The following is a 26,646-nucleotide window of genomic DNA, read 5'->3' on the forward strand; positions in this document are numbered from 1 at the left end:
ACCTGGCCAGGTGGGCACGGCCAGAGGCGAACGGGGAGGCCCCGAACCATCACTCCGGTGGAGCGGGGGCCCCGCACGCTTGCGAGCCGACCATCACACGATCGAGCTAACTCGACCTCGTTGGCGAGCGCCGACCACCAGACCCGGGTATCACGTCTGCCGGCCGGCGCCGCCGGACTGCTCGCGGCGCTGGCCTGCGCCCTGCTGGGCACGGCCGTCGGCGCGCTCACCAGCTGGCCGCTGCTGCGCACGACCGGCCGCGCGGTCCCGGCGATACTGCTCGCGGCGCTGCTGTCGGTGGTGGTGACCGGCTCCCCGGCGCACGCGGCGGTCACCGGCCTGGTCTCCGGCTCGCGGTCGGGCGAGGTCCCGGTCCCTCTGCTGCCCCTGGCGGCGGCCGCCCTGCTCACGGCGGCGGCGACCGCCGTGGCCTGCGCGTTCACCTCGCGCAGATCACCCTGAGCAGGCGGTGCGCTCCGCCTCCTGCCACTTGCAGACGGGGCAGAGTGTGATCCCCTTGTACGACTCCGGGTACTCGGTAGGCTCCCGGCACAACACACTCCCCCACTCTCGACTGCGCTCGATCGGGGGCACCCCCATCGCGTACGGCGGCCCATCGGCCTTGGGCGGCTTCGTCGCGTCGCTGGTCGTGCAGTAGTCGTTGCCGCTCATACGTCCAGCGTAGGACGGTCACCGCCGGTCGCCCGCGGCCTCGGCGGCCCCGATCAGCTCGGACACCTTCACGAACCGGTAGCCCCGCTTGCGCAGCTCGGGCACGATCGTCCGCACTGCCCGCTCGGTCGTCGGTGCGGCGCTGCGTGTGCAGTGCATGACGACGACCGAGCCCGGCCGTACGCCCTCCAGCACCTGCCGGGCCACCGCGTCCGCGTCCGTCGCGAACGCGTCCCCGCTCACCACGTCCCACTGCACCGCGGTGACACCGGCGGGCGTGAGCGTCTTGAGGGCCCGCCGGTCGTGGCAGCCGCCGGGGAAGCGGAAGTACGGCATCGCGTCCGGCACGCCGGCCTTGCGGAAGGCGGTGTACGCCTGTTCCACGTCCGCCCGCATCCGGCTCTCGTCGACGGTCGGCAGCCCGTAGCAGTCGTCGGTGAAGGCGTAGTGGCTGTAGGAGTGGTTGCCGACCTCGAACAGCGGGTCCCGGCCGATGACGCGAGCCTGGACGGGGTACTCCTCGGCCCATCGCCCCGTCATGAACACGGTCGCCGGCACCTTCAGGGCCCGCAGGGCGGCAATGAGCCCCGGATTGTCGAACCGCTCCCCGCGTGCCGCCCGCGGCCCCTGACCGGCGGTCATGTCGGCGTCGAAGGTGAGCGCGACGGTCTTGCCACGAGTCCGGGGGCCGTGTTCGAAGACCGGGGTCACGCCCGCGGGGCCGGGGGCGAGGGTGGGCGGCCGGGGCGGGGCGGTGGCGGAGGCGGGCCGGGAGGAGGCCCGTGGCGCCTCGGGGGCCGTCGTGCCGCAGGCGGTGAGCGCGGCGCCCAGGGCGCAGACGGCGGTGGCGCGGCGGGCAAGAGGGATCATCGGATGAACGTATCGGCAGAAATAGCGCGAATCCCCCTGTGGGAGCGGATTCGCGCGCGTCTGCTCAGGAAGTCACCCGGTCAGCACCAGTCGAGGTGCAAGGCGCGCTTCGAACGGCGTCAAAAACCCGTCACCGCAAGGTAGGCAGGAACCTCCCGGATTCATCCGGGAGAGAGCTTCAAGCGTGGAGCATCTTGACCTGCGCCTGCGCCTGCGGCGAGGGGTGGACGCCGGACGGTGCGTCCACCCCATGGTTCAGCCCCGGCGCCAGGGCCCCGTCACCGCGAACGTCGTCCCGGGCGTGTAGCAGTTGACGTACATCGTCCGGCCGTCGGGGGAGAAGGTGACGCCGGCGAACTCGCCCCACTCGGGCTCTTCCGGTGTCCCGATGTTCTGGCGGTTGCGGGCCATGGCGTAGACCTCGCCCTTGCGGGTGACGCCGTACACGTGCTGGGCGCCGTTGCCGTCCTCGCAGACCATCAGGCCGCCGCTGGGGGCGAGACAGATGTTGTCCGGGGATTCGCCGGGGAGCTGGACGTCGGTGTCCGGGCCGAAGACGATCACCAGTGTGAGGCGGCGCGCCGACGGGTCGTAGCGCCAGATCTGGCCGTAGTGGTCGGCGGCGGAGCCTTCGGCGCTGCGCGCGTACGACGACACGAAGTACACGGATGTGCCGCCCCAGTAGCAGCCCTCGAGCTTCTGCGCGTGCGTTATGCCCTTGGGGCCGAAGTCCTGGAAGCGGATGGGTGTCCGGGCGGCCAGCGGGTCCGGTACGTCGGCCCACTCGACGCCGTCGAAGGTGGCGCCCGGCTCCTGGATCGAGGAGAGGTCGGGGACGCCGGGCACGCGCATCGCCTGGAGGCGGCCGCCCGCGCGCAGAGAACCCGGGCCGCCGAGCGGTTTGCCCGGCAGGAAGCGGTAGAAGAGGCCGAAGGGCCTCTCGAAGGCGTCCTCGGTCTCGTAGACGATGCCGCGCCGCGGGTCGACGGCGATCGCCTCGTGCTGGAAGCGGCCCATCGCGGTCAGCGGGACGGCGCCGGAGCGGTGCGGGTCGGCCGGGTCGACCTCGAAGATGAAGCCGTGGTCCTTGGTGTAGCCGTTGGTGCCGGCCTTGTCCTCGGTCTCCTCGCAGGTCAGCCAGGTGCCCCAAGGCGTGGGCCCGCCCGCGCAGTTGACGGCCGTACCGGCGATGGCGACCCGCTCCGACAGCACCCTGTTGCGGGAGTCCAGCGTCAGGGCCGTACAACCGCCCTTGCCTGCCGGGTCGTAGGTGAGGCCCTCGACCGTCGGGACGGGGACCTTCCCGGTGACGCGGTTCTCGTGGTTGCGGACCAGGTGCACAACGCGAGCACTGCCGTGTCTGCCGGCGAAGGCAGCCATGCCGTCGTGGTTGGAGGGGACCTTGCCCTCGCCGGAGCGGAGCGGGTCGCCCTCGCGGGAGAGGACGGTGTAGCGGAAGCCTTCCGGCAGGTCGAGCAGTCCCTTCGGGTCGGGGACCACAGGGCCGTATCCGGTGTGGACCAGGTGCTGCGCGGCGGCGGTGCCCGCGAAGAGTTCGGTCAGGTTTCCGGCGAACGCGATCGAGGCGCCCAACGCGCCTGAGCGGGCGAACATCTGACGGCGTGTTGAATCCGTTGAAGACAAGAGGGGGCAACCTTCCTGCTGGCGGACAGGACTGTGACGCCGCTGTGTCTATCACCTGGCACGGGCTGGGGGAACCACGCGCGTAGAACGTGTCACCGCTCGGTGGACTGCTCGGCGGACTGCTCGATCGACGGATGGTCCGGGTGCTCCTGCGCGCCCCTCTCCAGGAAACGCAGCAGCTCCACGGGGATGGGCAGCACCAGCGTGGAGTTCTTCTCGGCCGCCACCGCCATCACCGTCTGCAGCAGCCGCAGCTGAAGCGCGGAGGGCGTCTCGGCCATCTGGCGAGCGGCGTCCGCCAGCTTCTTGGAGGCCTGGAACTCCGCGTCGGCGTTGATGATCCGGGCCCGTCGTTCGCGGTCCGCCTCGGCCTGCCGGGCCATGGAGCGCTTCATCGTCTCGGGCAGGGACACGTCCTTGATCTCGACGCGGTCGATCTGCACGCCCCAGCCGATCGCCGGGCTGTCGATCATCAGCTCCAGGCCCTGGTTGAGCTTCTCCCGGTTGGACAGGAGGTCGTCCAGGTCGCTCTTGCCGATGATCGAGCGCAGGGACGTCTGCGCCATCTGCGAGACGGCGAACTTGTAGTCCTCGACATTGATGAGGGCGGCAGCCGCGTCGACGACCTTGAAGTAGACGACCGCGTCCACGCGCACGGTCACGTTGTCCCGGGTGATGCCCTCCTGGGCCGGCACCGGCATCGTGACGATCTGCATGTTGATTTTGTGCATCCGGTCCACGGCCGGGACGATCATCGTGAAGCCGGGTGACCGTACGTGTCCCGCCAGCCGTCCGAACCGCAGGACCACTCCGCGCTCGTACTGCTTGACGACCCGCGCCGCCGCGGCGACGTAGACGACACCCACCGAACCGGCCGCCACGGCCGCTGTCAGGAGCTCCTCGAGCATGCCGACCTCCTCAGTCAGAGGCCCCGTGTGTCCGCTCCTGCAACGATATGCCCGGTGTCTGGTCCGGGGCCATGGGCGGCCCCGGACCAGGGGTTCACGCGCCGGTCAGGACGCTGTCACCCGCACCGGTTCGGTGCCGACCGCGGTGGGGGTACCTCCCGCTTCGAGCGAAGTCGAGAAGTGGGGCAGGCGCTCGGCCCAGTTCTCCAGGGCCGTACGGCAGGCGTGGTCCAGGTGGTGCAGCCCGGACAGGTCCAGCTCGACCGGGCGGTCCTGGGGCAGCGCCTCCAGGCTGTCGAGGATCTTCGGCAGCCTGAGGAAGGTCGCGTTGCCCGACAGGTACGCCTGGACGGGACCCGCGCCCTTGTCTATGACCTCCAGCTTGAGGTGCGAGGCCTCCCAGGCGGTCTTGGCCACGGCCAGCGCGAGCCCGATGAGCACGCCCTCGAACATGCTGACCGAGACGATCGACACGGCCGTGACCACCAGGATCAGCGCTTCGCCCCGATGCTCGCGCCACAGGCCCACGATCTCCCGTACGGGGATCAGCTTGGCCCCGGAGTACACCAGGATGCCCGCCAGAGCCGGAATCGGGATGTACGCGAGGACCGACGGCAGCAGCGCCGCGAACAGCAGCAGCCATACGCCGTGCAGCACGCGGGACGCCTTCGTCCGCGCGCCCGCCTGGACGTTCGCCGCGCTGCGCACGATCACCGCGGTCATCGGCAGCGCGCCCAGCGCACCGCACACCGCGTTGCCCGCGCCCTGCGCCATCAGCTCCTTGTCGTACTCGGTACGCGGACCGTCGTGCAGCCGGTCCACGGCCGCCGCGCTGAACAGCGACTCGGCGGACGCGATCAGCGTGAACGCCACGATGGTGCCGAGCACACCGACGCTCGCCAGCTCGCCGAAGGTGTCCAGGGAAGGCGGCTGGATGGCGCCCAGCAGGCCCTTGACCTCGACGGTGGCGACGGGCAGGTCGAACGCGACCGCCGCGAGGGTGGCGAGGCCGACCGCGGCCAGCGGCCCGGGTACCGTACGCACCTGGCGCGGCATCCGCTTCCACACCACCAGCACGGCGATGGTGCCGGCGCCGAGCAGCACCGCGGCCAGGGCGGCCGGGTCACCGGCCGCGTCGGCGAGTGCCCCGGGCAGCCCGGCGATCTTCCCCAGCCCGGAGGCCGGGGCCTTGGCGTCGGCCATGGCGTAGAGCTGTCCGGCGATCAGCACCAGGCCGATTCCGGCCAGCATGCCCTCGACGACGGAGACCGAGATGGCCCGGAACCAGCGCCCCAGCTTCAGGGCGCCCATGAGGATCTGGAGCACGCCCGAGGCGAGCACGAGCACACCGAGGACGGGCAGCCCGAACTCGTGGACGGCCTCGAAGACCAGCACGGTCAGACCGGCCGCCGGCCCGGAGACCTGAAGGCTGCTGCCCCGCATGAGTCCGGTGACGATGCCGCCCACGATGCCGGTGACGAGTCCGAGCTCGGCCGGCACACCGGAGGCGACGGCCACGCCCACGCACAGGGGCAGCGCGACCAGGAAGACGACCAGGGAAGCGGCGAAGTCCTGCCGCAGGTGAGGGTATGTGGTCATCGCGCTGCTCACAGGGCCTCGAACGTGTCGGTGTCCGCGCTGTGGGCGCGCACCGAGCCGGTGTGGACCTCGTAGTACCAGGCGTGCAAGGTGAGTTGACGCTCCTTCAGCTTCTTCTCGATGAACGGGTACGAGCGCAGCCGCAGCAGCTGCGTCAGGGCGTGGGCCTGGACCCCCTGGGTGACGGCGGGGTCCTCGGCCGCCCCGGCCGGGCGCGGCGTCGCGTGCGCGAGCCAGTCCCGCACGGCCGGCACGGCGGTCAGGTCGTCGCCACGCACCAGCGCGCCGACGGCACCGCAGTGCGAGTGTCCGCAGACCACGATGTCGCGGACGCCCAGCACCTCCACGGCGTACTCGATGGTGGCCGCCTCGCTGGTGGGGGTCTGGGAGGCGTACGGCGGGACGATGTTGCCCGCGGTGCGCAGCTCGAAGAGCTCGCCGGGGCGGGCGCCCGTGATCAGGGCCGGTACGACCCGGGAGTCGGAGCACGTGATGAACAGGACTTGCGGAGACTGGCCTTCGGCCAGCTTGGCGAACTCCTCAGGGCGCTGTCCGAACGTACGGGCGTTGTCGATGAGGGGCTGCATATGGTGACTCCTCCTGGCGCGCCGCGATGGCGCGTCGGACTGGCAAGACAGAGTGGGGGACTGCTCTGCTCAGAACGGCGCTCTGCTCCCCACAGGGCGCCGGTGCCGCTCTCTCAGCAGCGAAAGACCTGAAGTGCCGCCGGAGAATGGGCTGTCGAGGGTCTCGACCTGTGCTGGCGCGAGGCTCTGTGCGCGTCCGGTGCGTGCGCGGCCGCGGGGTCCTGCGTCAGCAGAGGACGCAGCGGGACCTCGGGGCCGGAATCGGCGGCGCGATGGCGGTCGCGGGTTCGCAGGGGACCGGTCGGGTCCCCGTCACTGGACAGTTCGCAGTGGCGGGAGGTGAGGGTTTCGTCGCGCAGACCCTTCCCGGAGAGCTTGATTCCGGGCTGGGCTTTGGCCTCTACCTGACTGGCCGTGTGCGCGTGTGCGAAGGACGCGGTCGGAGCGAAGAACTGGAGGGCGAGCAGGGCGGCGGCGAGGATCGAAACCACGGTCCGTACCGTCGTACCTCGAAACATGCGCCCCCCTCCAGGCAGTTCGCACCCCTAGTGCGTACCAACGGTTGGTCAACGGCTGGTCAAGAAACACGTTAACCCTGCGAAGTTGTTTGCAGGGTTAACTTAACGTTTCCGGCTGAAGAGAGCCTGAAAAGCGCAGGTGTGTTGGCTTGAACTGGGCCTTGACCTGAGGGAATTGGTCAGGCTAGGAGGCGTCGACGAGACCCTTCGCGTCCCGGGCCAGGGCGGTGAGGCGGGAGATCGCGCGGAAGTACTTCTTGCGGTAACCGCCCTTCAGCATCTCCTCGCTGAACAGCTGGTCGAACGGCAGGCCCGCGGCCAGCACCGGGACCTCACGGTCGTAGAGCCGGTCGGCGAGCACGACGAGGCGCAGGGCCGTCGACTGGTCCGGGACCGGCTGGACGTCGGTGAGGCACACCGCCCTGATCCCGTCGGTCAGGGCGCCGTACCGGCTGGGGTGGACGCGGGCCAGGTGCTCCAGCAGGTGCGGGAAGTCGTCGAGCGCGGCGCCCGGGGTGGCGTACGCCGTCTTGGTCACCTGCTCCTCGGAGAACGGCGCCGGCGCCTCGGGCAGCCCGCGGTGGCGGTAGTCCTCGCCGTCGATGCGCAGGGCGCGGAAGTGCGCCGACAGGCCCTGGATCTCGCGCAGGAAATCGGCCGCCGCGAACCGGCCCTCGCCGAGCTTGCCCGGCAGCGTGTTGGAGGTGGCGGCGAGCGCGACGCCCGCGTCGACCAGCTTGCCGAGCAGGGTGGAGACGAGGACGGTGTCGCCGGGGTCGTCGAGTTCGAACTCGTCGATGCAGAGGAGACGGTGACCGGACAGGGTCGCGACCGTCTTCTGGAAGCCGAGGGCACCGACCAGGTTGGTCAGCTCGACGAACGTCCCGAACGCCTTGAGTGACGGCTCCGCCGGGGTGGCGTGCCACAGGGAGGCGAGGAGGTGGGTCTTGCCGACGCCGTAACCGCCGTCGAGGTAGACACCGCGGGGGCCGGCGGGGGTCTTCGGCGCCCTGGCCTTCCCGAAGCCGAAGAAGCCGCGCTTGGGGGTACCGATGGCGTGCGCCCCGCCGAGCCCGCCCGCGAAGCCATCGAGGACGCGGACCGCCTCGGTCTGGCTGGGCTGGTTGGGGTCCGGCAGGTACGTGCTGAAGCGGACCGAGTCGAACCGGGGCGGCGGCACCATCTCGGCGACCAGCCGGTCCGCGGGGACGTGCGGCTCACGGGTGCACAGGGACAGCGGCGTGGCTTCGGCTATCGGGCTGAGCCCCGAGGCGGCGGCGGAGGAGGACGACACGGTTCACCATGCTAGTCGCCGTGCCAGACTGCACGGCATGCGACGCCTGTTCCCTGTGACCGACGAGACAGTGACCCGGGGCCGGGGGGAGGGTTCTGGTGGCGGTGGGACCTCTGGGGCTGACGGGGCCGACATCGGCCTCGTCGACCGTGAGTGGAGCCTCGGCGAGCTCGCCGTTGCCTATGCCTATCCGGACCTCGGCTCCGAGCCGGAGACCGGCGGACGCCGGGCCTGGGTGCGGGCCAACATGGTGTCCACGCTCGACGGCGCCGCCCAGCACGACGGCCGTTCACAGCCCATCTCCTGCGCCGCCGACATGCGGATCTTCGGCACCCTGCGCGGGCTGGCGGACGTCGTGCTCGTCGGTGCCGAAACGGTACGCCAGGAGGGTTACCGCCCCGCACGCGCGCGTGCGGAGTTCGCGGCGGCGCGGGCAGCGGCCGGACAGGGGCCGGCGCCGACGATCGCGGTGGTCAGTGCCGGCCTGGACCTGGACTACACGCTCCCGCTGTTCACCTCGCCCCTGGTGCCCACGCTGATCCTGACCGGCGCCGCGGCGGCCCCGGACCGGATCGCCGCGGCCGAGAAGGCGGGTGCGCGGGTGGTGACCGCCGGTGACGGCGTCGGCGTCGACCCCGCCCGTGCGGTACGGGCCCTCGCCGATCTCGGTCACACCCGGGTGCTGACCGAGGGCGGCCCGCGGCTGCTCGGCCAGCTGGTGGCCGCGGGCGTGCTCGACGAGCTGTGTCTGACCGTGTCCCCGATGCTCACCGCGGGTGACGCCCAGCGCATCGCGGGCGGGCCTTCGGTGGCGGTTCCGCGGCGCTTCGCACTGGTGTCCCTGCTGGAGGAGGACGGGTTCCTGTTCAGCCGGTACCGGCGGGCCTGAAATCGCCCAACGGGTGTCCAGTCGGTACCGTCAGTCCGGAAATGGGTCTGATCCGTACCGCAGGTCCGGTAAGCAGCGGAATCTACCGTTCCGTTTAGCTTCCGCCGGGCACACTAAAACTCGCAGTCCCCGTGCGGGCACGGGGCAGGATGGTTTCCGGAGAAGGGGCGCCCGGTGTTCACAAGCGTTTTGATGATCGAGAAGGCCCTGACGTCCGCCGACGTGGAGTTCGTCACCACCTTGCACGGGGACGAGCGGGTCTCGTTCCACGTGCTGCTTCAGCCGCGCGGCGACCAGGCGGACCGGCTGCTGCGCGCCATCGACGACGTCGCGCTCGGCGAACTGGACGAGGCCGCGCGGGAGCGGGAGCGGCCGGAGGGTGAGGATGCGCGGGGGGTGGGGGAGCAGGCGCTCGATGTTTCGTTGCGGGCGTTGCGGGCGTCCGGGAACGATGCGGAGGGGCGGTTGATCGAGGATCACCCCTTGGATGCGCTGAGGACCCTGGTGGACGAGGTCCAGGCCGACGAGGTGATCGTGCTGACCGATCCGCATTATGTGGAGGAGTTCTTCCATCGGGACTGGGCGTCTCGGGCGCGGCACAAGGTGGGCGTACCTGTGCTGAAGCTGTTCTCGCACAGTAAGGCGTGAGGGGCTCGTTCTCGGGTGCGGGTGTGTGGGGGCTGGTCCGCCGCTGAGGTCGGTACAGTCCCCGGCGCTCCTGAAATAGGGTGGGGCGCTGAACGTTCGCCGTAGTAGTGACGCACAGGGAGACACGCGCATGGCACCCGGCCTTCCCACCGCCATGGACCGACCGCACTTCATCGGCATCGGCGGCGCCGGAATGTCGGGTATCGCGAAGATTCTCGCGCAGCGCGGGGCCAAGGTGGCGGGCAGTGACGCCAAGGAGTCGGCCACCGCCGAGGCGCTGCGTGCGCTGGGGGCGACCGTGCACATCGGGCACGCCGCGGAGCACCTCGCCGACGACGCGAGCTGTGTGGTCGTCTCGTCGGCGATCCGGCAGGACAACCCCGAGCTGGCCCGCGCCGCCGAGCTGGGCATCCCGGTGGTGCACCGCTCCGACGCCCTCGCCGCGCTGATGGGTGGCCTGCGTCCGATCGCGGTCGCGGGTACGCACGGCAAGACGACCACGACGTCGATGCTGGCGGTGTCGCTGACGGAGCTGGGCCTGCGGCCGTCGTACGCGATCGGCGGCGATCTGGACGCCCCTGGCTCGAACGCCCTGCACGGCGACGGCGAGATCTTCGTCGCCGAGGCGGACGAGTCGGACCGCAGCTTCCACAAGTACGCCCCCGAGGTCGCCATCGTCCTCAACGTCGAGCTCGACCACCACGCCAACTACGCGTCGATGGACGAGATCTACGAATCCTTCGAGACGTTCGCCGGCAAGATCGTCCCCGGCGGCACGCTGGTGATCACGGCGGACCACGAGGGCGCCCGGGAACTGACCCGGCGGCTCGCGGGCGCGGTGAAGACGGTGACGTACGGGGAGTCGGAGGACGCCGACGTACGCGTCCTGTCCGTGCGGGCCCAGGGGCTGAAGAGCGAGGTCAGGGTCCTGCTGGACGGCGTGGAGCTCACCTTTACGGTCTCGGTCCCCGGCCGCCACTACGCGCACAACGCGGTGGCCGCCCTCGCCGCCGGCGTGGCGCTGGGCGTCCCGGCGGCGGAGCTGGCGCCGGCGCTGGCGGCGTACACGGGCGTGAAGCGCCGCCTCCAGCTGAAGGGCGAGGCGGCGGGCGTGCAGGTCATCGACTCGTACGCCCATCACCCCACGGAGATGACGGCGGACCTGGAGGCGATGCGGGCGGCTGCGGGCGACGCGCGGATCCTGGTCGTCTTCCAGCCCCACCTGTTCTCCCGCACGCAGGAACTGGGCAAGGAGATGGGGCAGTCCCTGGCCCTGGCGGACGCGTCGGTGGTCCTGGACATCTATCCGGCCCGTGAGGACCCGATCCCCGGCATCACCAGCGACCTGATCATCGAGGCGGGCCGCGCCGCGGGTGCCGAGGTGACGCCGGTCCACGACAAGGCCGAGGTGCCGTCGCTGGTCGCGGGAATGACGAAGCCGGGTGATCTCGTTCTCACCATGGGCGCGGGCGATGTCACCGACCTCGGCCCGCTCATCCTGGACCGCCTGCCGAAGTGAGGGGCTGACGCTCATGTCGTACGACGTCGAAAAGCCGGACGAGCAGTGGCGCACGGAGCTGACGCCGGCCGAGTACGCGGTCCTGCGCCAGGCTGCCACGGAGCCGGCCTTCACCGGTGAGTACACCAACACCAAGGCGAAGGGCGTCTACTCCTGCCGCGCGTGCGGCGCCGAACTCTTCACTTCCACCACGAAGTTCGAGTCCCACTGCGGCTGGCCGAGCTTCTACGATGCACGCAACTCGGATGCGGTGGAACTGGTGTCCGATCATTCACACGGGATGGTGCGGACGGAGGTGCGGTGTGCGCGGTGTGGGTCGCATCTGGGTCACGTGTTTGAGGGTGAGGGGTACCCGACGCCCACCGATCAGCGGTACTGCATCAACTCGATCTCGCTGCGGCTGACGCCGGACGAGGAGTGACCGGAGGCCGCTTTTTGTAGTGCCTATGAGTAGCAGTGATGCCCCGCGCGGAGGTTCCGCGCGGGGCATCGGTGGTGTGGTCGCCCACTCTCTCTCGGATCAGTTGGCGTCGGATCCGCGTACATCGGTGTCTTTGACGAGGTACGGCGCCAACGTCGCGGCCACAACAGAGGACCGTAGATAGGAGGCCACTCGGTGGAAGTCGAAGGGGGCGATGCTGTCCGTGAGATCGAGATCGACTCCCGGGAAGCGCCGCTTGAAGGGGCGAGGGACGGCGACGATGTCCCCGTGATCGGACAGGTTGACCCACCGGCGCACCCCCGTGGGCCGTTCGCCGGTGTCGGCCAGCGGAGCCGGTGACAGGCGGTCGAAGACTCCGTGGCGGAGTGCGAGGGGGGAGCCGAGTGTCAGGAACAGGTCGACTTCGAGTTCCGGGTGGGCGTGGAGGGCCTCGTAGGCCACGACGCTTCCCAGGGAGTGGGCGAGGACCACGCGGGCGCCCGTCGAGGAGATAACGCCTGCGACCTCCTCTCGCGCCGCAACGCGGGCAGCGTCGTCCGGCCCGCCGAGATAGCGCGCCACGTCACGGAAGAAGGTGGCGATGAACGCGCGGGTGAGGCGGCCGTCGAGGCTCAGACGCTCGGAGATCGCGGAGACGAGTTGCCGGAGCGGAACGGTCAGCCGTCCCTGAGCCGTTGCCGCTGGCGGAAGTCTCATGCCCAGGGACTCGTCCAGCGACTCCGCCCAGTGAGTGATGTCCTCGGCCAGGTGGGGATGCTCGCGCTCCAGCTGCTCGAAGTCCTCGGCACCTTGCGCGACGGGCCTGCCGAGGTGGAGATGGTGGGCGTAGTAGGCGTATGTGACAGGGACCTGCTCGGCGGCCGTGCCCAGTCCGGCGGCGAGGTCCTTGGCCCAGACGGCTGAGCGAGCGGTGACGATCTCGGCCGGTGAGAGGGCGGACCGGTAGTGGCCCACGCCGTGTACGGCCACAAAGGCGGTCATCGGATGCTTGTTCCTTGGTCGGGAGTCGGAATCGGGCGTGCCTGGAGCCGGTCGTGCGGTGTCATGTGGATGATGTCCGGGCCCACCCCGATGTACAGGGCGCCGTCGGGGGCAACGGCGATGGCGCACACGGTGTCCGGGAACCAGAAGACGTCGGCCTGGCTACCGCTTTTCAGGTCCCACAACCGCAGCGACCGGTCGAGTCCGCCGGTGTAGAGGTGCGGGTGTCCGTCGATCAGGACCGGGAGTGCGGCGAAGACGGCACGAGTGTGGCCGGTCAGCGTGAACGTCCGGGTGGCGTCGAGTGCGGTGACACGAACCTCGCCGCGGTCGTCACCGCTGACGACGTGCGGCTGCCCGTCGAGGTCGACGACGGCGACGGTGTGGACGGCGACAGGATGCTCGGTGACGAGCTGCGGCAGGGGCGGGCCCAGCACGCGTGCGGACCGGACGTGACCGGAACGGTATCCGGCGACGGCGTGGGTGGCGGAGGCCGCCAGGCATGTCGCGGCCATGGGAACAGGGACTGTCCTCCCTCCCCATTCGTGGATGGTCCTGGCCTCGGTCGGTGCGAGCAGGACGCGCTCCGGTTCTCCTCTCCACGCCGGGTCCGTCATGTCGACGTCGGGCCAGCGCGACATCCGGTCCAGATGATCGGCGGTGGCTATCGCCACCTCACCTCGGGCGGAGGCATAGACGATGTGCCGGGCCCCCTCGATGGTGATGGTGACGATTGCGGTGGCACCAGGGCCTTCGCCCAGGTCGCGCCGTTCCAGATGCTTCTCGGTCGTGTTCGTGTCCCACAAAGCGACCCCGTCGTGTGCGCACGAGGCGACGATCCGCGGATGTTCGCCGGCCGTCAGGACCGCGATGCCGGTGGCTTGGTCCGGCAACGGGAAGTCCGTGTGGTGCAGCAGGGTGATCCGCTGCCCGACCGCACCGTCCGCGGTCCACAGAGCCATGCTTCCGTCCTCGCTGCAGGAGACCAGTCGTCCGTCGGGAAGCACCGTCAGATCATTGATGGCGTGGGTGTGCCCGGGGTGGCGTTGAGGCACCTCGCCCCCGGCCGCGTCCGAGACGCGGACGGTACCGCCGTTGCTCGCCGTGAGGATTCGAGTCCGGTGCGGTTCGGACACGACCGCGACTCGGGTGATCGCAGTGGTGTGGCTGACGACCTGACGTGCACTGCCGCTGCCGTCCAGCGGATGCAGCTGCGCGACACCGTCCTCGCCCGCGCTGAGGAGGTACACGGATCCGTCCAGCGACGCGGCGGTGAGATCGGAGACGGTGTCGGCATGAGGACGATCCTCGTTGAGGAGTTCGAGGTACTCGTCACTGCCGATCCACACGATTCCGTCCCGATCACCCGCGACCGGCTCGGGACCGTGTCCCAGATCGAGATAGCGGTAGCACGACAGCCGCTCCCAGTTGGTGTGCGGCAGCTCGACCTCCTCGCCGTGGACGGTCAGGACCTTGACCCAGTTGTCGTAGCAGGCCACGACGCAGTCGCCGATGCCGTCGACGGAGACGCGGGACAGGTGCCACACATGGCCGTTGATGGCGGACAGGTGCGTGGTGGCGAGCGGGGCTCCGGTGGCGAGTTCCCAGTAGTGGATCACCTGGTCCTCGCCCGCGCTGGCCACTGCGGGGACCCCGTTGTAGCGCACGCCCACCATGGACCAGATCGGACCCGTATGGGCCGGGGCGGTCCACAGGAGACGTCCCGTGGCCAGGTCCCATCCCCGTAGCTCGCCGCTGTCGCAGCCAGTCACGGCGAGTTGGCGGCCGTCGGCTTTCCCGGCCACTACGCCTCCTACCGGAGCACCGTGGTTCCCGAGTTCGAGCGTCGTCGTCGCGGAGTCCAGGTCCCACAGCCGAGCCGTTCCGTCCTGACCAGCTGTCAAGGCGTGGGGACGGCCGTACATCTCAAGGGTTGTCAGGTCCCAGATCCTGCCGCGGTGCCCGGTCAGTGTCGTCAGGAGGTTGGTGTGCAGCGACCGGCCGGCGGTCCAGGCGATGTGACGGCCGGTGTCCTGCGTGAGGTCTGCCGCGAGCTGCCATTTCTGATGCCGGGCCGCGTCAACAGCCAGGATGTCGCGCCGCTGTCCGGGCGGACCGTCGTGGTGGACTCCGTACGAGGTCAGATAGACCGTTCCGTGAGGGCCGTGTTCACCGTGGTAGAGCTCCTGGGCCAGGGGGGCCGGGTCCGCGTGAACGAGGTATTCGCTGTCCTGGAGGAGTTCGTCGAGCCTGCCGGCAAGGACGCTGTGACGCGCCGCGTGCCGCAGCAGATACGGCTCGGCGGTCGCCCACCGGCGGCGGCCGGAGCCGCTTGTGCGCACCGTCGCGAGCAGGCGATCCCAGACCGTGGTCGCGTCCAGGACAGGACGTTCGCGGAGCCGGTCGGCCAGCCCTTGATGGAAGAGCCGGTAGAGCGGAGCGCCTTCACGATCGACGTTGCGGCGTATGTAGAAACGCGCGGCCCGAAGCAGATCGGCGGTGGGTGCCCGGTCCTCCCCGACCGGCCCCGGATCGGGGTTCGCGACCTGGGCGAGAAGGTCCTCCGGCATTCCCGCGCCCTCCGCCCAGGCCAGCGCGGCCAGCAGCTCGTGCAGGCCCGGTCGGGGGTCAAGACGGAGATGGAGGTCGAGGACCGCGTCGAGCGTACGGGGCACCTCACTGCCCAGGCGCTCGGCCTGCTCGGTCGTCGCCGGCGGTGGCATCTGTTCCTGGAGGAGTCTCAGATAGAGCCCGGCGACAAGGAACTCGCCCCACTCGCGTGACCCGTTCAACAAGGTGTCGGCCAGCGCGCCGCCCAGGCTCTCGGATGCCGCGAGTGAGCACCACGGCGATACGCCGGGGAGCAGCGGCCGCAGTACCCGCAGAACGAACTGGGTCAGGTCCTTGCGCAGTCGCAGGGGCGACACCTTGTCCAGGTCGATCAGTCCGTCGCAGGCACGGGCCGCATCGATGAGCGGCCGTGGTGCCGCTTCCGGACGCGTCGCGACGAGCATCCTGCACAGCGGTCCCCCGTCCGACCGCCGAATGGATGCCAAGGGCAGCAGCACGGCGCTGACCAGATCGGCCGGGTGCTCGGCCTCGTCCACCGCGTCCATGACGAGACAGGGCGGAACGGGCTTGGCCCGCAGTGCCGTGACCAACCGGTCCGTTGTCCACGTCGTCGCGTCGCCGGGAGAACTGAGCTCCCACTGAGTGGCGAGCGAGGTGAGGATCTCCGGGACACCGTGCCGTCGCGCGTGCACGATCGCGAGTTCGTCGGTGGTCTCGTGAATGTCGCCGCCCGACGGCCGCCACAACTGCTCGGTGGTCTCGTGCAGCGCCGGATGCGCGGCGCACACGAAGGTGCCGATCAGAGCGGATTTGCCGACCCCCGGTACGCCGGTGACCACACGTAACGAGGGTCCACGGCCATCCAACCAGCCTGCCAGCTCACGGAGTTCGTCACTCCGTCCGGTGAAGGACGGAGCGCCGAGGTTGCCGAAGGCGCTGTCGGCACCATGCGCCCGGATCACGAAGTGGCGGGCGTCGGCCACTTCGTCGAGGAGGGTGAACACAGCAGGATCCACGCCGGTGAGCCTGCGCGCGCCGGCCGGTTCGTACTGGGGGTTGGCGAAGAACCTCAGATGCGACAGGTCTGCACCGAGCGCGGCCAATGGCTGCTCGACGGATTGTGGATTCACGGATGTGCTCCGCGATTCCACATGGAGGGCCACCTCACGGCAGAACCGGGCGATCGGGATGTACGGCACCGATGGGTCGAGCTTCAGGTTCCCGGAGGCGAAGCCGCGAAGCACCTCGTCGACGGCGGTGCTCAGGCGGCCGTCATAGGCCTCCTCCTTCGACTGGCAGGCGGCGAGCACCCAGACACGGCGGCGCTCCGGCCGGACCAGCGACCGCAGATGCTCGGTCACCACGGCGCCGGCATGGCACAGATCGAGGATCAGCAGAACGGCCGGATCCCCGCTGCCCTCCGTGTCCTGGTTCTCCGCCATGTTGACCCAACGGGCCAGCTCCTCGGTGAGGCGACCGTCCCCGCCCACCGCCTGGATGCCGTGACCGTTGCGGGTCGGGGCTCCGTGTGCGAGGAGATGGATGACGGTGAAGTCGGCCTCGCTGCTCACGGCCTGCGTCAGGGCGCCGCCCAGCGCGGCCGCGGTGGACGCGGGGTCACGATCGGGCTCCAAGAGGACATAGGCGTACTCCTTCTCCAGCGCCGTGCGCACCCGTTGCGCGCACGGCGCCGCGAAGGTCAGTTGCTGCCACGGTGGGGGTGAGTCGTCAGCGGGGTCCGCGGCAGGTCCTTCGACGCCCACCACCAACGCCTGACGCCGCATGACGCGTCCCCCGTCCCCGTGAACTCCCATGAACTTTCGATGCATTGTGCCAGTCGACGGCCGGTGCCGAGCCGGGCTCCAGCAACGCCGGATCATGTCGGCGAGCGGAGACAGAGCATCACGCAGACCCGCTGAACGGCCTGCCGTTGAGCCGCCCGAGGGGCCGGCCTCCGGGAAGTCCGCTTGGGGCGGTTCGGCCGTCACCTGAAGCTTTGTAATACGCGTGGCGTCATACGCTACCGATATGGCGCAGGTACGGATCAGCATCAGTCTGGAGAAGGCACAGGCCGAGCGGATCAGGCAGCATGCGGAGCGGGCAGGTATGGACGTCTCGGCGTACCTGGTGCACGCGGCGACGCGGCAGGTGGTCGACAGCGATGCCATAGAGGAGCAGTTCGCGGGGGTGGACGCGCTGATCGCGCGGGCGGAAGAAGAGGCTGGTGCGATCGTTCACGTCGTCCCGGTGTGAGCGTGGCGGAGGTGAACTCCTGTGGCTTCCGGGGGGTGACGAGTCACGGCACGCAACTCAGATGCAGTGGAACTTCTGGAAGACCGTTCCCATGGGATGGTGCGGACAGAGGTTCGTTGTGCGAGGTGCGGCTCCCACCTCGGACACTTTTTCGAGGGGGGGAGTTGCGGTACGCCGACGGATCAGCGGTACCGCATCAACTCGATCTCTTTGCGGTTGACGCCCGACAAGGAATGGCATGGCAGTCAGTTGTTCTGTTCGGGTGACATTGAGGGCTTGACCTGGATTCGAGTCTGCGGCGGGAGTCGCGGGCGAAGGCTGCTCGCACTGTACCCGGCGTACAGCCCGACTCGTCTGCCGCTACCTGCGGCTTTGCCTCGGAGAGGGCCTCTGATCTGGGACGGAGGCCCTTTCCGATCTTTCACGGGCTTGCCGCGTTAGGCGGCGAAAAGTCCCTCGGAAGTCTCTCGGACAGCGCTGAAAGTCCCTGAAAAGTCCCTGGAGCGGAGGGGCGGATGACGCCTCTGAGCTGGGGGTCGATGGGACATCACGCTGTCGCTCTACCCCGCAGTTGACCGAAGCGAGCGTCACGGCCTTGCCGCCTACTGGCGGTTTGCTCGTCTATGCCACCGGCTGGACCGCCGGCGGTGCGCAGGGCCGGCGCGGCATCGTCTCGGGCTCGGCGCAGTCTGCTGCCCCGGACAGCGGCGGGTGGTCCGACTCGGCTCATGTGAGCGGCGTCTGGAAAGGTTCAGAGATTCGGGCTGCGGTGAGGATGGTTGCGCCTCTACCGTGGGTCAGTCGAAATGAGACCGGGAACGTGTAGTCGAGGAGACGCCTTGGATCCGGTATCGGTGGGAGTGTTGGCGGCGCTGGCAGGCGGGGCCGGGGGCGAGCTGGGGCGGCAGGCATGGGCGACGCTGAGTGAGTTGGTGCGGAGACCGTTCGGCAGGCAGGCGGGAGCCCCGGCACCCGGGGAGGCCGAGTTGGTGGCGCTGGGCGAGGCGCCAGCCGAACCGGCACGGGCAGAAGCGTTGAGTGGTGCCCTCGCCGCGCGGGCGGCCGTTGACCCGGAGTTCGCTGCCGCGCTGGACTCGTGGCGTGGCCGGATTCCAGCGTTGGCTGAGGGCTCGGTGACCAACACAGTCAGTGGCGGTACCCAGTATGGTCCGGTGGTCCAGGGTCGGGACTTCTCCGGCATCACCTTCAACAGTCCTGCAGTTCCCCCCGTGCGGGAGAGTTGAAGGCTTCGGTCGACCCTTGCGACGTCCCGGGCGGCCCCGGTTCGGATGCCGTCGACGCAGGGGGTTGCGTCCCATCATCTGTATGACTCGGATCACCCGTGCGGTATTGAGCGGTAGCTCGGGACGTCCGCGCGTCCGCTGGGGGAGTGCTGCGTGAACTGGCGGTTTTCCTGATGTACGCATCCAGGTGGGCCCGGTATCGTTGAGGACACTGTCAGTGATGTTGTGGATACTGGAGGCAGTCGTGGCCCGCGCATGGGAAGCCGATCCGTCTGCGTTATTCGTCAAGCGCCTCGGTAAGTCGGCGGCGGAGCTGGGCAACTCCAAGGACGACGACGAGTGCCCGGACATCTGGCAGCTGAGCAACGGTGACGTTGCCGTGATCGGCCGCGATCTCACCGCGCACTACCGGTCGCGCCTGCCGAGCGAGGTGAACCTGGGGCCGGACGAGCGGTTGGTCGTCATCCCGGGCAACATGCTGAGTGCGGCGAAGGTGGACATTCCCGATGCTTGATCTCCTCGCTCCTGGGCTCCCGGACGAGCTAGGTGAGCGGCTCACACGCCAGGACTACAAGCGGGACTTCCGGGAGCGGCGCGCCGCGATCCGCGATGGGGAGTCCTGGAAACTGGAGCGGTTGCAGCACTTCGAAGAGACGAACGACGACAGTCGGGAGGCGCTGCGTCAGGGGGACTGGCCAGCAGTGTTGCGGCTGTTCGAGGCCGACCGTGACGCCTTGGTTCGAAGGGCCAGGGATGAAGTGTCGCGGGGGGCGGTCTTTCATCGTATTCGTGTGGTTGAGGAGCCGCTGACGCCGTATGTGCAGTGGGAGCTGCACTGGCTACGACTGAGCGCGGAATGCGGGCATTCCGTTCGCGTCCTGCCTGCTTCCGCGGTCGCCGCCGCGGAGGGCGATGCGCTGCTGCCGGAGTTGAACCTTCTGGACAGTCGGGTTCTCTACCATGTGCTGTACACCGCTGCCGGTCAACCGGACGGGGCGATTCGCTTCACCGATCCCAGCACCGTGAGGAACTGGGCGGAGTATCTGCAGGAACTGTACGCGGCTGCGGAGGATGTCCAGGCGTACTTCGGCCGTGCCGTGGCCGACCTGCCTCCGCCGCCCGCGGCCTGACAGGGCGCATCGATCGACGTGCCTACAGAGGGCAACAGGCGACCCGGAGACTCGCAGAACGACCTCTCCGGGTCGTCTCGCGATGTCGTACAGGCCGGGAGCGTCACTGGTGACATCCACTTCCACCACGCCGCCGCCTCGGGGCCATCGGGGCCCGTCCCACGCCAGCTCCCAGCCGACGTGAACACCTTCGTCAACCGCTCCGACGAACTGGGACAGCTGAACGCGGTGCTTGCCGACCGAAACGGCGGGCGCGTCGTCGTCTCCGTTCACGTGGTGGCCGGCACGGCGGGCGCGGGCAAAACCTCGCTGGTCCTGCACTGGGCGCACCAGGTCAAGGACCAGTTCCCCGACGGCCAGCTCTTCGTCAACCTCCGCGGGTACGATCCCGGAGAACCAGTCACAGCCGCGCAGGCACTTCAGCGCTTCCTGCGGGCCCTGGGCGTGGCCCCGGCCGAGGTTCCCCAGGACGTCGACGACGCAGCAGCGATGTACCGCTCACTGATCGCCGACCGCCGGGTCCTGATCCTCCTGGACAATGCGGCCACGGTCAGCCAGGTCCGGCCGCTGCTCCCCGGCGGAGGAGACAGCCTCGTTGTGGTGACCAGCCGCAGCCGCCTGGCGGGTCTCTCAGTGCGGGACGGCGCCCAAAGGATCACCCTTGGCACGCTTCCGGAGCCGGAGGCAGTCGCTCTGCTGCGCGCGGTCACGAGGGGCTATCGACCCGAGGACGACGGCGACAAACTTGCAGAACTGGCACGCCTGTGCGCCCGTCTGCCGCTTGCCCTGCGGATCGCCGCCGAACGGGCCGCCAGCCACCCGCACATGCGACTCGACGATCTCATCAGCGATCTGCGTGACGAGTCCGCCCTCTGGGACGCCCTCAGCACCGGCATCGATGACGAGGCCGAAGCCATCCGTTCGGTCTTCACCTGGTCCTACCGCGCTCTACCCACGCACTCGGCCCGCCTCTTCCGCCTCCTTGGCCTGCACCCTGGAGCGGCGTTCAGCCTCCCCGCTGCCGCCGCCCTCGGCGAAGCCACACCCAGCCGAACACGCCAGCTACTTGACGATCTGGTCGGGGCCCACCTGCTGGAGCAGACCGCCCCGGACCGGTTCCAGTTCCATGACCTCCTACGCGCGTACGCCACCGACCTTGCGCAGGCGGAGGAGTCGTCCGACCAGAGGCAAGCTGCGCGACGACGCGTCCTGAGCTGGTACCTCCACACCGCCGACGCCGCCCAGACGTGGCTCTATCCGTCAGAGGACCACCTGCCACTGCCTGGGCCCTTGCCGGACGTCACGCCCCTCGTCTTCACCGACTACAACGCCGCCGTCGACTGGTCCGAACGGGAACAGGGCAACTTCCTCCCCGCCGTGCGCGACGCCGCCCGAAACGGAATGGACGAGACGGCTTGGCAGTTGGCCACCATCCTGTGGTTCGCACGTCCCGCCTCCTCGTCGGAGCGGGACTGGCTGGAACTGGGCCGAATCGGATTGGAAGCAGCGACAAGACGAGAGGACCAGAGAGCGCAGACACGGCTGCTCATCAACACGGGCATCGCGCACAGGGCTCTGAACAATTTCTCCGAGGGCCTGGACGCTCTGGAGCGAGCCGTCACATTGGCTCGCAGCTCGCAGAGCCGGTTCGACGAGGCCCAGGCCCTCAACCTCATGGGCCTGATCCATCTACGACAGCGCGAACTCGACTTGGCGGACGCGCATTTCGGGCAGGCCATGTCCGTCTTCCGAGACCTGGGAAATGGTCAACGAGCCGCCACCGCACTGTCCAACATCGCCAGCACTCGCCTGAGCGCCGGCCGCCTGCCCGAGGCCGCCTCGGTCATCGACGAGGCGCTTGCCGCGCACCGGGCCCTGGCCAATCGTGGCGGTGAAGGCAACCTCCTTCGGATCGCAGCCGCCCTGCGACTCGAAGAGGGCGACACGGACGCCGCCCGGCGATCCATCGACGAGGCGCTCGACATCGCGCTCGCCCTCCGCGACCACACCCGGGAAGGCTTCTGGCTCCTCACCCTCGGCGACATCCAGCGCACCGCCGCCCAGCACGGCGACGCCCTGACGTCCTACCAGCGCTCCGTCATGCTCCACCGACGCCTTGGCGACCGCAGCCGCGAAGCCCTGGCCTGGCGCGGCACGGGCCAGACGTATGCCGCGATGGACCGCCACGACGAGGCCACCACCTTCCACCGCCAGGCCGCGGCCGTTCACCGCGACCTGGGGGACATGTGGCAGCTCGCCCTGGAACTCGACCACCTGGCCTCAGCCGTTCACCCGGAGGACCCCGAGACTGCCCGTGGCCACTGGATCGAGGCATTGACCCACCTGACCCCCTATACCGACCCCCGGGCCACGTCCATCCGCTCTCGCATAGAAGCGTTGCTGACCCGAGCTGCCGGTTGACGCCGTCGCTGATGTGGCCAACGACGCCACCAAGCTCGACGGAGATCCAGCCCGTTCGAGGAACGCCGGGCCCAAGTATCTCACGCTCCAGAGCTATCGGAACGGCCCTCCCGCCATCAACCAAACAGCTCCGACATCACCCAATCAAGTTCACTCAAGCCGAAAGAGCGGCTGCAACCTTTTTCGCAACGGTCGGATCGCTGAGATAGCCCACGATACCGTGGGGATTATCCTGCGGATTTTCTACGTAGGGATGGTTCTCGATTGGAGCCGGGAAGTTGTCGCCCCCGAGGTTCGGGTATAGCGCGATCGGATCCCGTCTATCAGCAGCGTTGAACCATTCTTGGATGCAGCTGGGCTTCCCCAGGGGAGGAGATAGTCTTCTCTTAATGGCCTGGATTCCAAGCGGGCTACCCAAAGTAACCATCAGCGGTACAGTCGGTGGTGCCTGGTGATCGGTAAGGACACAATAGGAAACCACGGTACCCAAGGAATGGGAGACCACCACTGCGGGTTCCGTCCCTAGCTCAGCAGAAACGATGTCATTGACGCCCTTCCGTACGTGTGGCAAAAGGAGGTAGGCGTGCACATCGGCCGTAAACCGGCGAATGAATTCTTCGGCGAGGAGGGGAACTCGATCGCTAAGGAGACGTGCGGCTGCCCGCACCCATTCCCAGTTCTCGGGCCCCCTAGTCAATGCTGGCACCTCCAATGCCTCAGTTATCTCCTCATCTGTGATGCCGGCTCTTTCAGCCAGCTCAAGGAGTATTTCCGCAGGGAAGGGGGGAGGGCCCTCGGCGGCTCCGTACGTTGGAATTCCCATGGGAGGACCTGCCGCGGTCTCCTTGTCGAGAAACTCGGCGTAGAACGGCGCCTTTACGTCAAGTGAGTTCGGTAGTGGTGTTCCTGCCCTGGTGCAGCCCATCGTGAGGGCTTTCAGCCACTCATCTCGAAGGATTTCGCTACTCTTGGCGCCCTGGGAGCGGCCGTGCACGAAAATCAGTCGCATGGCAATTGCCCTTCGCCGAGGTGATCCCCGATCAACAATCTCTCTTGATGAGCTCATCCAGCACTTTTTGCGACGGGTCAAGAAGTGTGGTCCAGAAGGAGGGTGCTAGGTTTTGCTCAACAAACTTCGCTAGCGCCTTGCCATACTGAGTCCGCTCTAGCAAGTACCAACCGCGAATGGTCCATGGGTATCCTGGTATAATATGCGGTCCAGAAGGCGTATTTCCGAGGGCGATCAAGGCTACGTCGAAGGGAACTGGCAGCCCTTTTTCTCGCAGTTGATCGTAAATTTTACGCACCATCCTGACCTGTCCGACCCTTTGGTATGAGTGCGCCGCAAGAACTGTTAGCACTGGATTAAGAGTTTGCCACAAGGCGGCTTGGACCCACGGATCGTCAGAAAGAAGGGATCCCCACCGGGCGCGGGCTGTGGCCCAGGCGAGCACGCCTATTTCGCTCTCTTCTTCCATGTATGCCATGTGTTCGACGCCATGCTCGCCAACCCGCATCTGAGTGGTGTAGCCGGGCAAGAAGGCGGCTGCGGACCACATGGTCTGGTTCCGCCACGGTCGGTCGAGCTGGAGAATTGCGGGACCCGGCTTCTTGTGGGTATGCCTCATCAACAGACTTCCATCGACAATTTCGTATGGAGAATGTTGAGACTTTTGCCTCTGTATTTTAATGATTCTGGCGCCCTCGACGGATATCCCGGTGGCTGATCCTGCAAGCTTACGGAGCGCTGCTTCGGCTCCGTCTCGATTGGCTTCAAATTCGTCCAGCAGGTCAGGCTCCTCCGAGCCTGGGCCCATTGGGCCAACGCGTCCGCTTGGCGCAGTAGGCGGTCTGCCAGGATCGCCCTTTCGGGCGTCACTAGCGGTAAGTGCCGGGCCCTCACCTCCGGAATGACCAGATGGTGCGGTTGGAGATGAGGGGCCGTCAGTTCCGGGGCCTGACTTGGGTGATGACGGCTGCGATCCCGGCGGCTGAACCCATGCCATTACATTCGGCCTCCAGTGAGAGCAGGCGTCGGCATGGGGTTGCTGGACGAGCCCATACATGCCAGCCGCCCAGGGGACCTCTATCCGCAGGTGATCGCGAAGCTTATGCGAGATCACGGCGTGGGGTGTCACTCCACCGGGGGTGGGCTCGATCGCATCGCTGGCGCCACCATTTAGCGCGTTGAGTAGATACTTTGTGTACAGCCCGTAGCCGCCCTTCCTCTGTTCTCCCGGGGCGCTCGGCATCCCATGCGCTTTCCCGCCCGGCCGAGTAGCGAGAAAGGTGTCCACTTCGGCTTCAGTGAACTCGGTCTTCCCAGGGTCCGTAACAGGCGGAAAGACGGAGAAGCCTCTGATGAAGTAGTGGCTCGGATCACGGCAAGCGTCGCCGAAGAACGCCACATGCGGGATCCATAGTTGGACTGCGTCCTCCCGGCATTTCGTCAGATTTATTGCTTCACCGAGCGTGGCGGCTTTACTGAGTAGCCAGCAGGCCTGGCCCGTACCGTTGTTAACACCGTGGCCAGCGAAATAGATGAACAGTCGATCGAAGTTGCGGGCGTCCTGAGCTCTCTCGTAGATGTCGTACACGAGGGAGCGCACATCGTGTAGGAGCACGGGCTTGACATCGTCAGTCAGGAGGTGGACTTCGTCAAAGCGCGGACTGGCCCAAGCGTGGAACTTCTGAGCTCCCACCCGGGCATCCGGAATGAACGCGTAACCAGAGGCCTTGAGTACCTTCGCGACGCCGATCGCTATCGCAACCGAATGTCCCATGGCCGTTCCCCTCTGCTGTGCCCTTCTTCTACCGCAGCACGCCTCAGCGCACTGTGCAATTCGTGCGACCATCACCCCTGGTTACGCTTACACTTCTGGATCGTCTTCGAGGACGAAGCCGGACAGTCGATGACGCCGCCGTGTGCGAAAAGCTGGGGACGCAGGGGCTGCACTCCGGTGGTCCGCGTCCGTGGCCGGGGTTCGGGCCGGGTGTCCATGGCCGGGCTGACCTGCTACAAGTCGGGGAAGCGGTCCCGGATGTTCTACTCGGTGCGTGAGTACCGGGGCCGCAAGGGCGAGCCGAAAGGCATCGGCTGGCGCGACCTGCGCGACCTGCTGGTCAGGGCGCACATCCAGCTCGGCGGCCCGATCGTGGTGGTCTGGGACAACCTGTGTATGCACCTGGTCGAACCGATGCGCGAGTTCATCGCCGACCACGCGGACTGACTCACCGTCTTCCAGCTTCCGAGTTACTCGCCGGACTTGAACCCGCAGGAAGGCATCTGGTCGCTGGTCAAGCGCGACATCGGCAACCCCGCCGCGGCCGACCTCGGCCAGATCACCCGGGCCGTCAAGCGCAGGCTCAAGCAGATCCAGTACCGCCCGGACCTGGTCGACGGCTGCCTGGCCGGCACCGGCCTCATCACGGACGACTGACCGACATCACGAATTCAAGTTCAGTATCTGCTCACGCCACTCGGGCGAGGTGAGGACCGGGGCGACCGCCGTGCGAAGTCCCTTGGCGGTGGCCGTCTCCTTGACCAGGGCGACGGTGGCCCCGGCCTGCTGGAGCTGGAAGGCGTTGTGCTCCTGCTCGTTGCCCGCCGACGTCGCCAAAGGGATCAGGACGGATGGTTTGCGGAGGGCAGTGAGTTCGGCGATCGTGCCCGCGCCGTCTGCGGGAGATGACGACGTCGGTGAGCGCGAGGACATCGGGGAGTTCCGGGCTGATGAAGTCGGTGACCAGGAAGCCTCTTCCGGAGGCCCTCCCCGAGCGCTGGGTCGTGATCACCATGTGCGGCGGCACGGTCCTCACTCCGGGCGTGGAAACGGTGCTCAGCCACGAGCACAAGCAGATTGAACGACAGCCGTACGAGGAGGGATCGATGGGCTGCCAGCCCTCCATCGGCACTCGCTCACCGCTCGCGCGCATCCCTCCAGTAGTCATGGAGCATCTCGGTCGGCCACGAGGGCTGTGTGACAGGGCCGCGCGGGAGCATCTCCTTGAACACGGCCACGAAGTCGATGATCGGTGTGCCGTCGACGGCGTCGAGGTCGGTCACGTGGAGGTCGCGCCCGTCCACTCCGAGCAGGCGGGGGAACGACGTCGCGATCCGGGCGGGGCGACGGTGGTTGCGGTGTACGAACGTTCCGGTCGCCGGCCACTCCGGGGTGTTGCGAGGGCTGCGGGCATGCAGCGCGACGTCGCTGGGTGAGCCCTCGGAGAAGTACCAGGTGACCTGGAGATGCGAGAACTCCTCGATCCCCTGCAACGTGTCGAGGGGGTAGTCCGGGCGCAGCCGGATGATGGATTCCACGCCGCCCTGGAAGTCGTCGCCGACCTTCAGATGGCCCCCGACAACCGTGGCGACGATCGGCACCTCGATGGACTGTGCGGTCACAACTGCCCCTTCTTCCCCTCCAGATGGGATGCCCGGTCCGTGTCCGCACCG

The 26,646-nt window shown here is 68.2% G+C and carries 21 protein-coding genes and 3 pseudogenes; 11 read left to right on the forward strand and 13 right to left on the reverse strand.

Annotation, left to right across the window (positions count from 1 at the left end; all coding sequences use genetic code 11):
- Positions 1 to 123: 123 nt before the first annotated feature.
- Positions 124 to 462 (forward strand): annotated as a pseudogene (locus tag AQJ91_RS55475) (ABC transporter); the annotation flags it as partial.
- On the opposite strand, the gene AQJ91_RS12645 reads toward AQJ91_RS55475, so the two are convergent.
- The 7 genes from AQJ91_RS12645 to zapE all read right to left on the reverse strand — a co-directional run bounded on the left by AQJ91_RS12645 (position 454) and on the right by zapE (position 8,092).
- Positions 454 to 672 carry a hypothetical protein gene (locus tag AQJ91_RS12645; RefSeq protein ID WP_067019840.1) on the reverse strand — a complete coding sequence of 73 codons (219 nt, stop codon included), beginning with the start codon at positions 670 to 672 and terminating at the stop codon, positions 454 to 456. The pseudogene AQJ91_RS55475 and the gene AQJ91_RS12645 overlap by 9 nt on opposite strands.
- An 18-nt stretch (positions 673 to 690) precedes the next feature.
- A complete protein-coding gene (locus tag AQJ91_RS12650; RefSeq protein WP_067019843.1) occupies positions 691 to 1,542 on the reverse strand; it encodes a polysaccharide deacetylase family protein in 852 nt (283 codons plus the stop codon).
- Positions 1,543 to 1,797: 255 nt separating this feature from the next.
- Positions 1,798 to 3,156, reverse strand: a complete 1,359-nt coding sequence (locus tag AQJ91_RS12655; protein ID WP_067019846.1) for a PhoX family protein — start codon at positions 3,154 to 3,156, stop codon at positions 1,798 to 1,800.
- Between the two features lie 122 nt (positions 3,157 to 3,278).
- Entirely contained in the window at positions 3,279 to 4,094 is an 816-nt protein-coding gene (locus AQJ91_RS12660) for a slipin family protein (protein WP_067019849.1), read from the reverse strand.
- Between the two features lie 105 nt (positions 4,095 to 4,199).
- Complete coding sequence (locus AQJ91_RS12665) at positions 4,200 to 5,693, reverse strand: SulP family inorganic anion transporter (protein WP_067020169.1); 1,494 nt, start codon at positions 5,691 to 5,693, stop codon at positions 4,200 to 4,202.
- Positions 5,694 to 5,701: 8 nt separating this feature from the next.
- Positions 5,702 to 6,280 carry a carbonic anhydrase gene (locus tag AQJ91_RS12670; RefSeq protein WP_067019852.1) on the reverse strand — a complete coding sequence of 193 codons (579 nt, stop codon included), beginning with the start codon at positions 6,278 to 6,280 and terminating at the stop codon, positions 5,702 to 5,704.
- Between the two features lie 702 nt (positions 6,281 to 6,982).
- A complete protein-coding gene (zapE, locus tag AQJ91_RS12680; RefSeq protein ID WP_067019858.1) occupies positions 6,983 to 8,092 on the reverse strand; it encodes a cell division protein ZapE in 1,110 nt (369 codons plus the stop codon).
- A 37-nt stretch (positions 8,093 to 8,129) separates the two neighbouring features.
- Between zapE and AQJ91_RS12685 the strand changes: the two genes are divergently transcribed.
- The 4 genes from AQJ91_RS12685 to msrB all read left to right on the forward strand — a co-directional run bounded on the left by AQJ91_RS12685 (position 8,130) and on the right by msrB (position 11,569).
- Complete coding sequence (locus AQJ91_RS12685; RefSeq protein WP_067019861.1) at positions 8,130 to 8,981, forward strand: pyrimidine reductase family protein; 852 nt, start codon at positions 8,130 to 8,132, stop codon at positions 8,979 to 8,981.
- A gap of 192 nt (positions 8,982 to 9,173) precedes the next feature.
- On the forward strand, positions 9,174 to 9,629 hold the full coding sequence (locus AQJ91_RS12690) for an indole-3-glycerol phosphate synthase (RefSeq protein WP_067020172.1): 456 nt from the start codon (positions 9,174 to 9,176) through the stop codon (positions 9,627 to 9,629).
- 130 nt (positions 9,630 to 9,759) lie between these two features.
- A complete protein-coding gene (murC, locus tag AQJ91_RS12695) occupies positions 9,760 to 11,148 on the forward strand; it encodes a UDP-N-acetylmuramate--L-alanine ligase (protein WP_067019864.1) in 1,389 nt (462 codons plus the stop codon).
- Positions 11,149 to 11,161: 13 nt separating this feature from the next.
- A complete protein-coding gene (gene msrB, locus AQJ91_RS12700) occupies positions 11,162 to 11,569 on the forward strand; it encodes a peptide-methionine (R)-S-oxide reductase MsrB (protein WP_067019867.1) in 408 nt (135 codons plus the stop codon).
- Between the two features lie 99 nt (positions 11,570 to 11,668).
- Here msrB and AQJ91_RS12705 read toward each other — a convergent pair whose 3' ends face one another.
- Together AQJ91_RS12705 and AQJ91_RS12710 are read right to left on the reverse strand one after the other, a co-directional pair.
- Positions 11,669 to 12,571 carry a hypothetical protein gene (locus tag AQJ91_RS12705; RefSeq protein WP_079084859.1) on the reverse strand — a complete coding sequence of 301 codons (903 nt, stop codon included), beginning with the start codon at positions 12,569 to 12,571 and terminating at the stop codon, positions 11,669 to 11,671.
- Positions 12,568 to 16,956 carry a WD40 repeat domain-containing protein gene (locus tag AQJ91_RS12710; RefSeq protein WP_159054539.1) on the reverse strand — a complete coding sequence of 1,463 codons (4,389 nt, stop codon included), beginning with the start codon at positions 16,954 to 16,956 and terminating at the stop codon, positions 12,568 to 12,570. Before AQJ91_RS12710 ends, AQJ91_RS12705 begins: the two co-directional genes overlap by 4 nt.
- 214 nt (positions 16,957 to 17,170) lie before the next feature.
- Here AQJ91_RS12710 and AQJ91_RS12715 point away from each other — a divergent pair, with 214 nt between their 5' ends.
- The 5 genes and pseudogenes from AQJ91_RS12715 (at position 17,171) to AQJ91_RS12735 (ending at position 22,190) form a co-directional block, all read left to right on the forward strand.
- Positions 17,171 to 17,395: a plasmid mobilization protein gene (locus AQJ91_RS12715; protein WP_107122425.1), complete on the forward strand. Its 225-nt coding sequence runs from the start codon at positions 17,171 to 17,173 to the stop codon at positions 17,393 to 17,395.
- A gap of 51 nt (positions 17,396 to 17,446) precedes the next feature.
- Positions 17,447 to 17,626 (forward strand): annotated as a pseudogene (locus AQJ91_RS49220) (peptide-methionine (R)-S-oxide reductase); the annotation flags it as partial.
- A gap of 1,257 nt (positions 17,627 to 18,883) precedes the next feature.
- Entirely contained in the window at positions 18,884 to 19,153 is a 270-nt protein-coding gene (locus tag AQJ91_RS12725) for a hypothetical protein (RefSeq protein ID WP_067020178.1), read from the forward strand.
- Positions 19,146 to 19,769, forward strand: coding sequence for a DUF6879 family protein (locus AQJ91_RS12730; protein ID WP_067019876.1), 624 nt, complete (start codon positions 19,146 to 19,148; stop codon positions 19,767 to 19,769). Before AQJ91_RS12725 ends, AQJ91_RS12730 begins: the two co-directional genes overlap by 8 nt.
- Positions 19,770 to 19,949: 180 nt before the next feature.
- Entirely contained in the window at positions 19,950 to 22,190 is a 2,241-nt protein-coding gene (locus tag AQJ91_RS12735; RefSeq protein ID WP_079084860.1) for an ATP-binding protein, read from the forward strand.
- A gap of 154 nt (positions 22,191 to 22,344) precedes the next feature.
- Here AQJ91_RS12735 and AQJ91_RS53510 read toward each other — a convergent pair whose 3' ends face one another.
- The gene (locus AQJ91_RS53510; RefSeq protein WP_159054540.1) at positions 22,345 to 23,199 is read right to left on the reverse strand and encodes an alpha/beta hydrolase; all 855 of its coding nucleotides are present in this window, start codon (positions 23,197 to 23,199) and stop codon (positions 22,345 to 22,347) included.
- A gap of 31 nt (positions 23,200 to 23,230) precedes the next feature.
- The gene (locus AQJ91_RS53515; RefSeq protein ID WP_159054541.1) at positions 23,231 to 24,973 is read right to left on the reverse strand and encodes a caspase family protein; all 1,743 of its coding nucleotides are present in this window, start codon (positions 24,971 to 24,973) and stop codon (positions 23,231 to 23,233) included.
- Positions 24,974 to 25,069: 96 nt separating this feature from the next.
- On the opposite strand from AQJ91_RS53515, the pseudogene AQJ91_RS58735 reads away from it, so the two are divergent.
- A pseudogene (locus tag AQJ91_RS58735) lies at positions 25,070 to 25,630 on the forward strand (transposase); the annotation flags it as partial.
- Between the two features lie 6 nt (positions 25,631 to 25,636).
- Here AQJ91_RS58735 and AQJ91_RS55490 read toward each other — a convergent pair.
- Both AQJ91_RS55490 and AQJ91_RS12750 read right to left on the reverse strand, forming a co-directional pair.
- Complete coding sequence (locus AQJ91_RS55490; protein WP_067019879.1) at positions 25,637 to 25,906, reverse strand: glycosyltransferase; 270 nt, start codon at positions 25,904 to 25,906, stop codon at positions 25,637 to 25,639.
- Positions 25,907 to 26,109: 203 nt separating this feature from the next.
- Positions 26,110 to 26,595 carry a TrmO family methyltransferase domain-containing protein gene (locus AQJ91_RS12750; protein WP_067019882.1) on the reverse strand — a complete coding sequence of 162 codons (486 nt, stop codon included), beginning with the start codon at positions 26,593 to 26,595 and terminating at the stop codon, positions 26,110 to 26,112.
- Positions 26,596 to 26,646 lie beyond the last annotated feature (51 nt).

It is taken from the genome of Streptomyces dysideae (assembly GCF_001514305.1).
In the GTDB taxonomy this organism is placed as follows: domain Bacteria; phylum Actinomycetota; class Actinomycetes; order Streptomycetales; family Streptomycetaceae; genus Streptomyces; species Streptomyces dysideae.

Excerpts from the sequence above, each read along its gene's own strand:
- AQJ91_RS12645 (WP_067019840.1), bottom strand. The coding sequence starts at position 672 with ATGAGCGGCAACGACTACTGCACGACCAGCGACGCGACGAAGCCGCCC.
- AQJ91_RS12650 (WP_067019843.1), bottom strand. The coding sequence starts at position 1,542 with ATGATCCCTCTTGCCCGCCGCGCCACCGCCGTCTGCGCCCTGGGCGCC.
- AQJ91_RS12655 (WP_067019846.1), bottom strand. The coding sequence starts at position 3,156 with ATGTTCGCCCGCTCAGGCGCGTTGGGCGCCTCGATCGCGTTCGCCGGA.
- AQJ91_RS12660 (WP_067019849.1), bottom strand. The coding sequence starts at position 4,094 with ATGCTCGAGGAGCTCCTGACAGCGGCCGTGGCGGCCGGTTCGGTGGGT.
- AQJ91_RS12665 (WP_067020169.1), bottom strand. The coding sequence starts at position 5,693 with ATGACCACATACCCTCACCTGCGGCAGGACTTCGCCGCTTCCCTGGTC.
- AQJ91_RS12670 (WP_067019852.1), bottom strand. The coding sequence starts at position 6,280 with ATGCAGCCCCTCATCGACAACGCCCGTACGTTCGGACAGCGCCCTGAG.
- AQJ91_RS12685 (WP_067019861.1), top strand. The coding sequence starts at position 8,130 with ATGCGACGCCTGTTCCCTGTGACCGACGAGACAGTGACCCGGGGCCGG.
- AQJ91_RS12690 (WP_067020172.1), top strand. The coding sequence starts at position 9,174 with ATGATCGAGAAGGCCCTGACGTCCGCCGACGTGGAGTTCGTCACCACC.
- murC (WP_067019864.1), top strand. The coding sequence starts at position 9,760 with ATGGCACCCGGCCTTCCCACCGCCATGGACCGACCGCACTTCATCGGC.
- msrB (WP_067019867.1), top strand. The coding sequence starts at position 11,162 with ATGTCGTACGACGTCGAAAAGCCGGACGAGCAGTGGCGCACGGAGCTG.
- AQJ91_RS12705 (WP_079084859.1), bottom strand. The coding sequence starts at position 12,571 with ATGACCGCCTTTGTGGCCGTACACGGCGTGGGCCACTACCGGTCCGCC.
- AQJ91_RS12710 (WP_159054539.1), bottom strand. The coding sequence starts at position 16,956 with ATGGGAGTTCACGGGGACGGGGGACGCGTCATGCGGCGTCAGGCGTTG.
- AQJ91_RS12715 (WP_107122425.1), top strand. The coding sequence starts at position 17,171 with ATGGCGCAGGTACGGATCAGCATCAGTCTGGAGAAGGCACAGGCCGAG.
- AQJ91_RS12730 (WP_067019876.1), top strand. The coding sequence starts at position 19,146 with ATGCTTGATCTCCTCGCTCCTGGGCTCCCGGACGAGCTAGGTGAGCGG.
- AQJ91_RS53510 (WP_159054540.1), bottom strand. The coding sequence starts at position 23,199 with ATGCGACTGATTTTCGTGCACGGCCGCTCCCAGGGCGCCAAGAGTAGC.
- AQJ91_RS53515 (WP_159054541.1), bottom strand. The coding sequence starts at position 24,973 with ATGGGACATTCGGTTGCGATAGCGATCGGCGTCGCGAAGGTACTCAAG.
- AQJ91_RS55490 (WP_067019879.1), bottom strand. The coding sequence starts at position 25,906 with ATGTCCTCGCGCTCACCGACGTCGTCATCTCCCGCAGACGGCGCGGGC.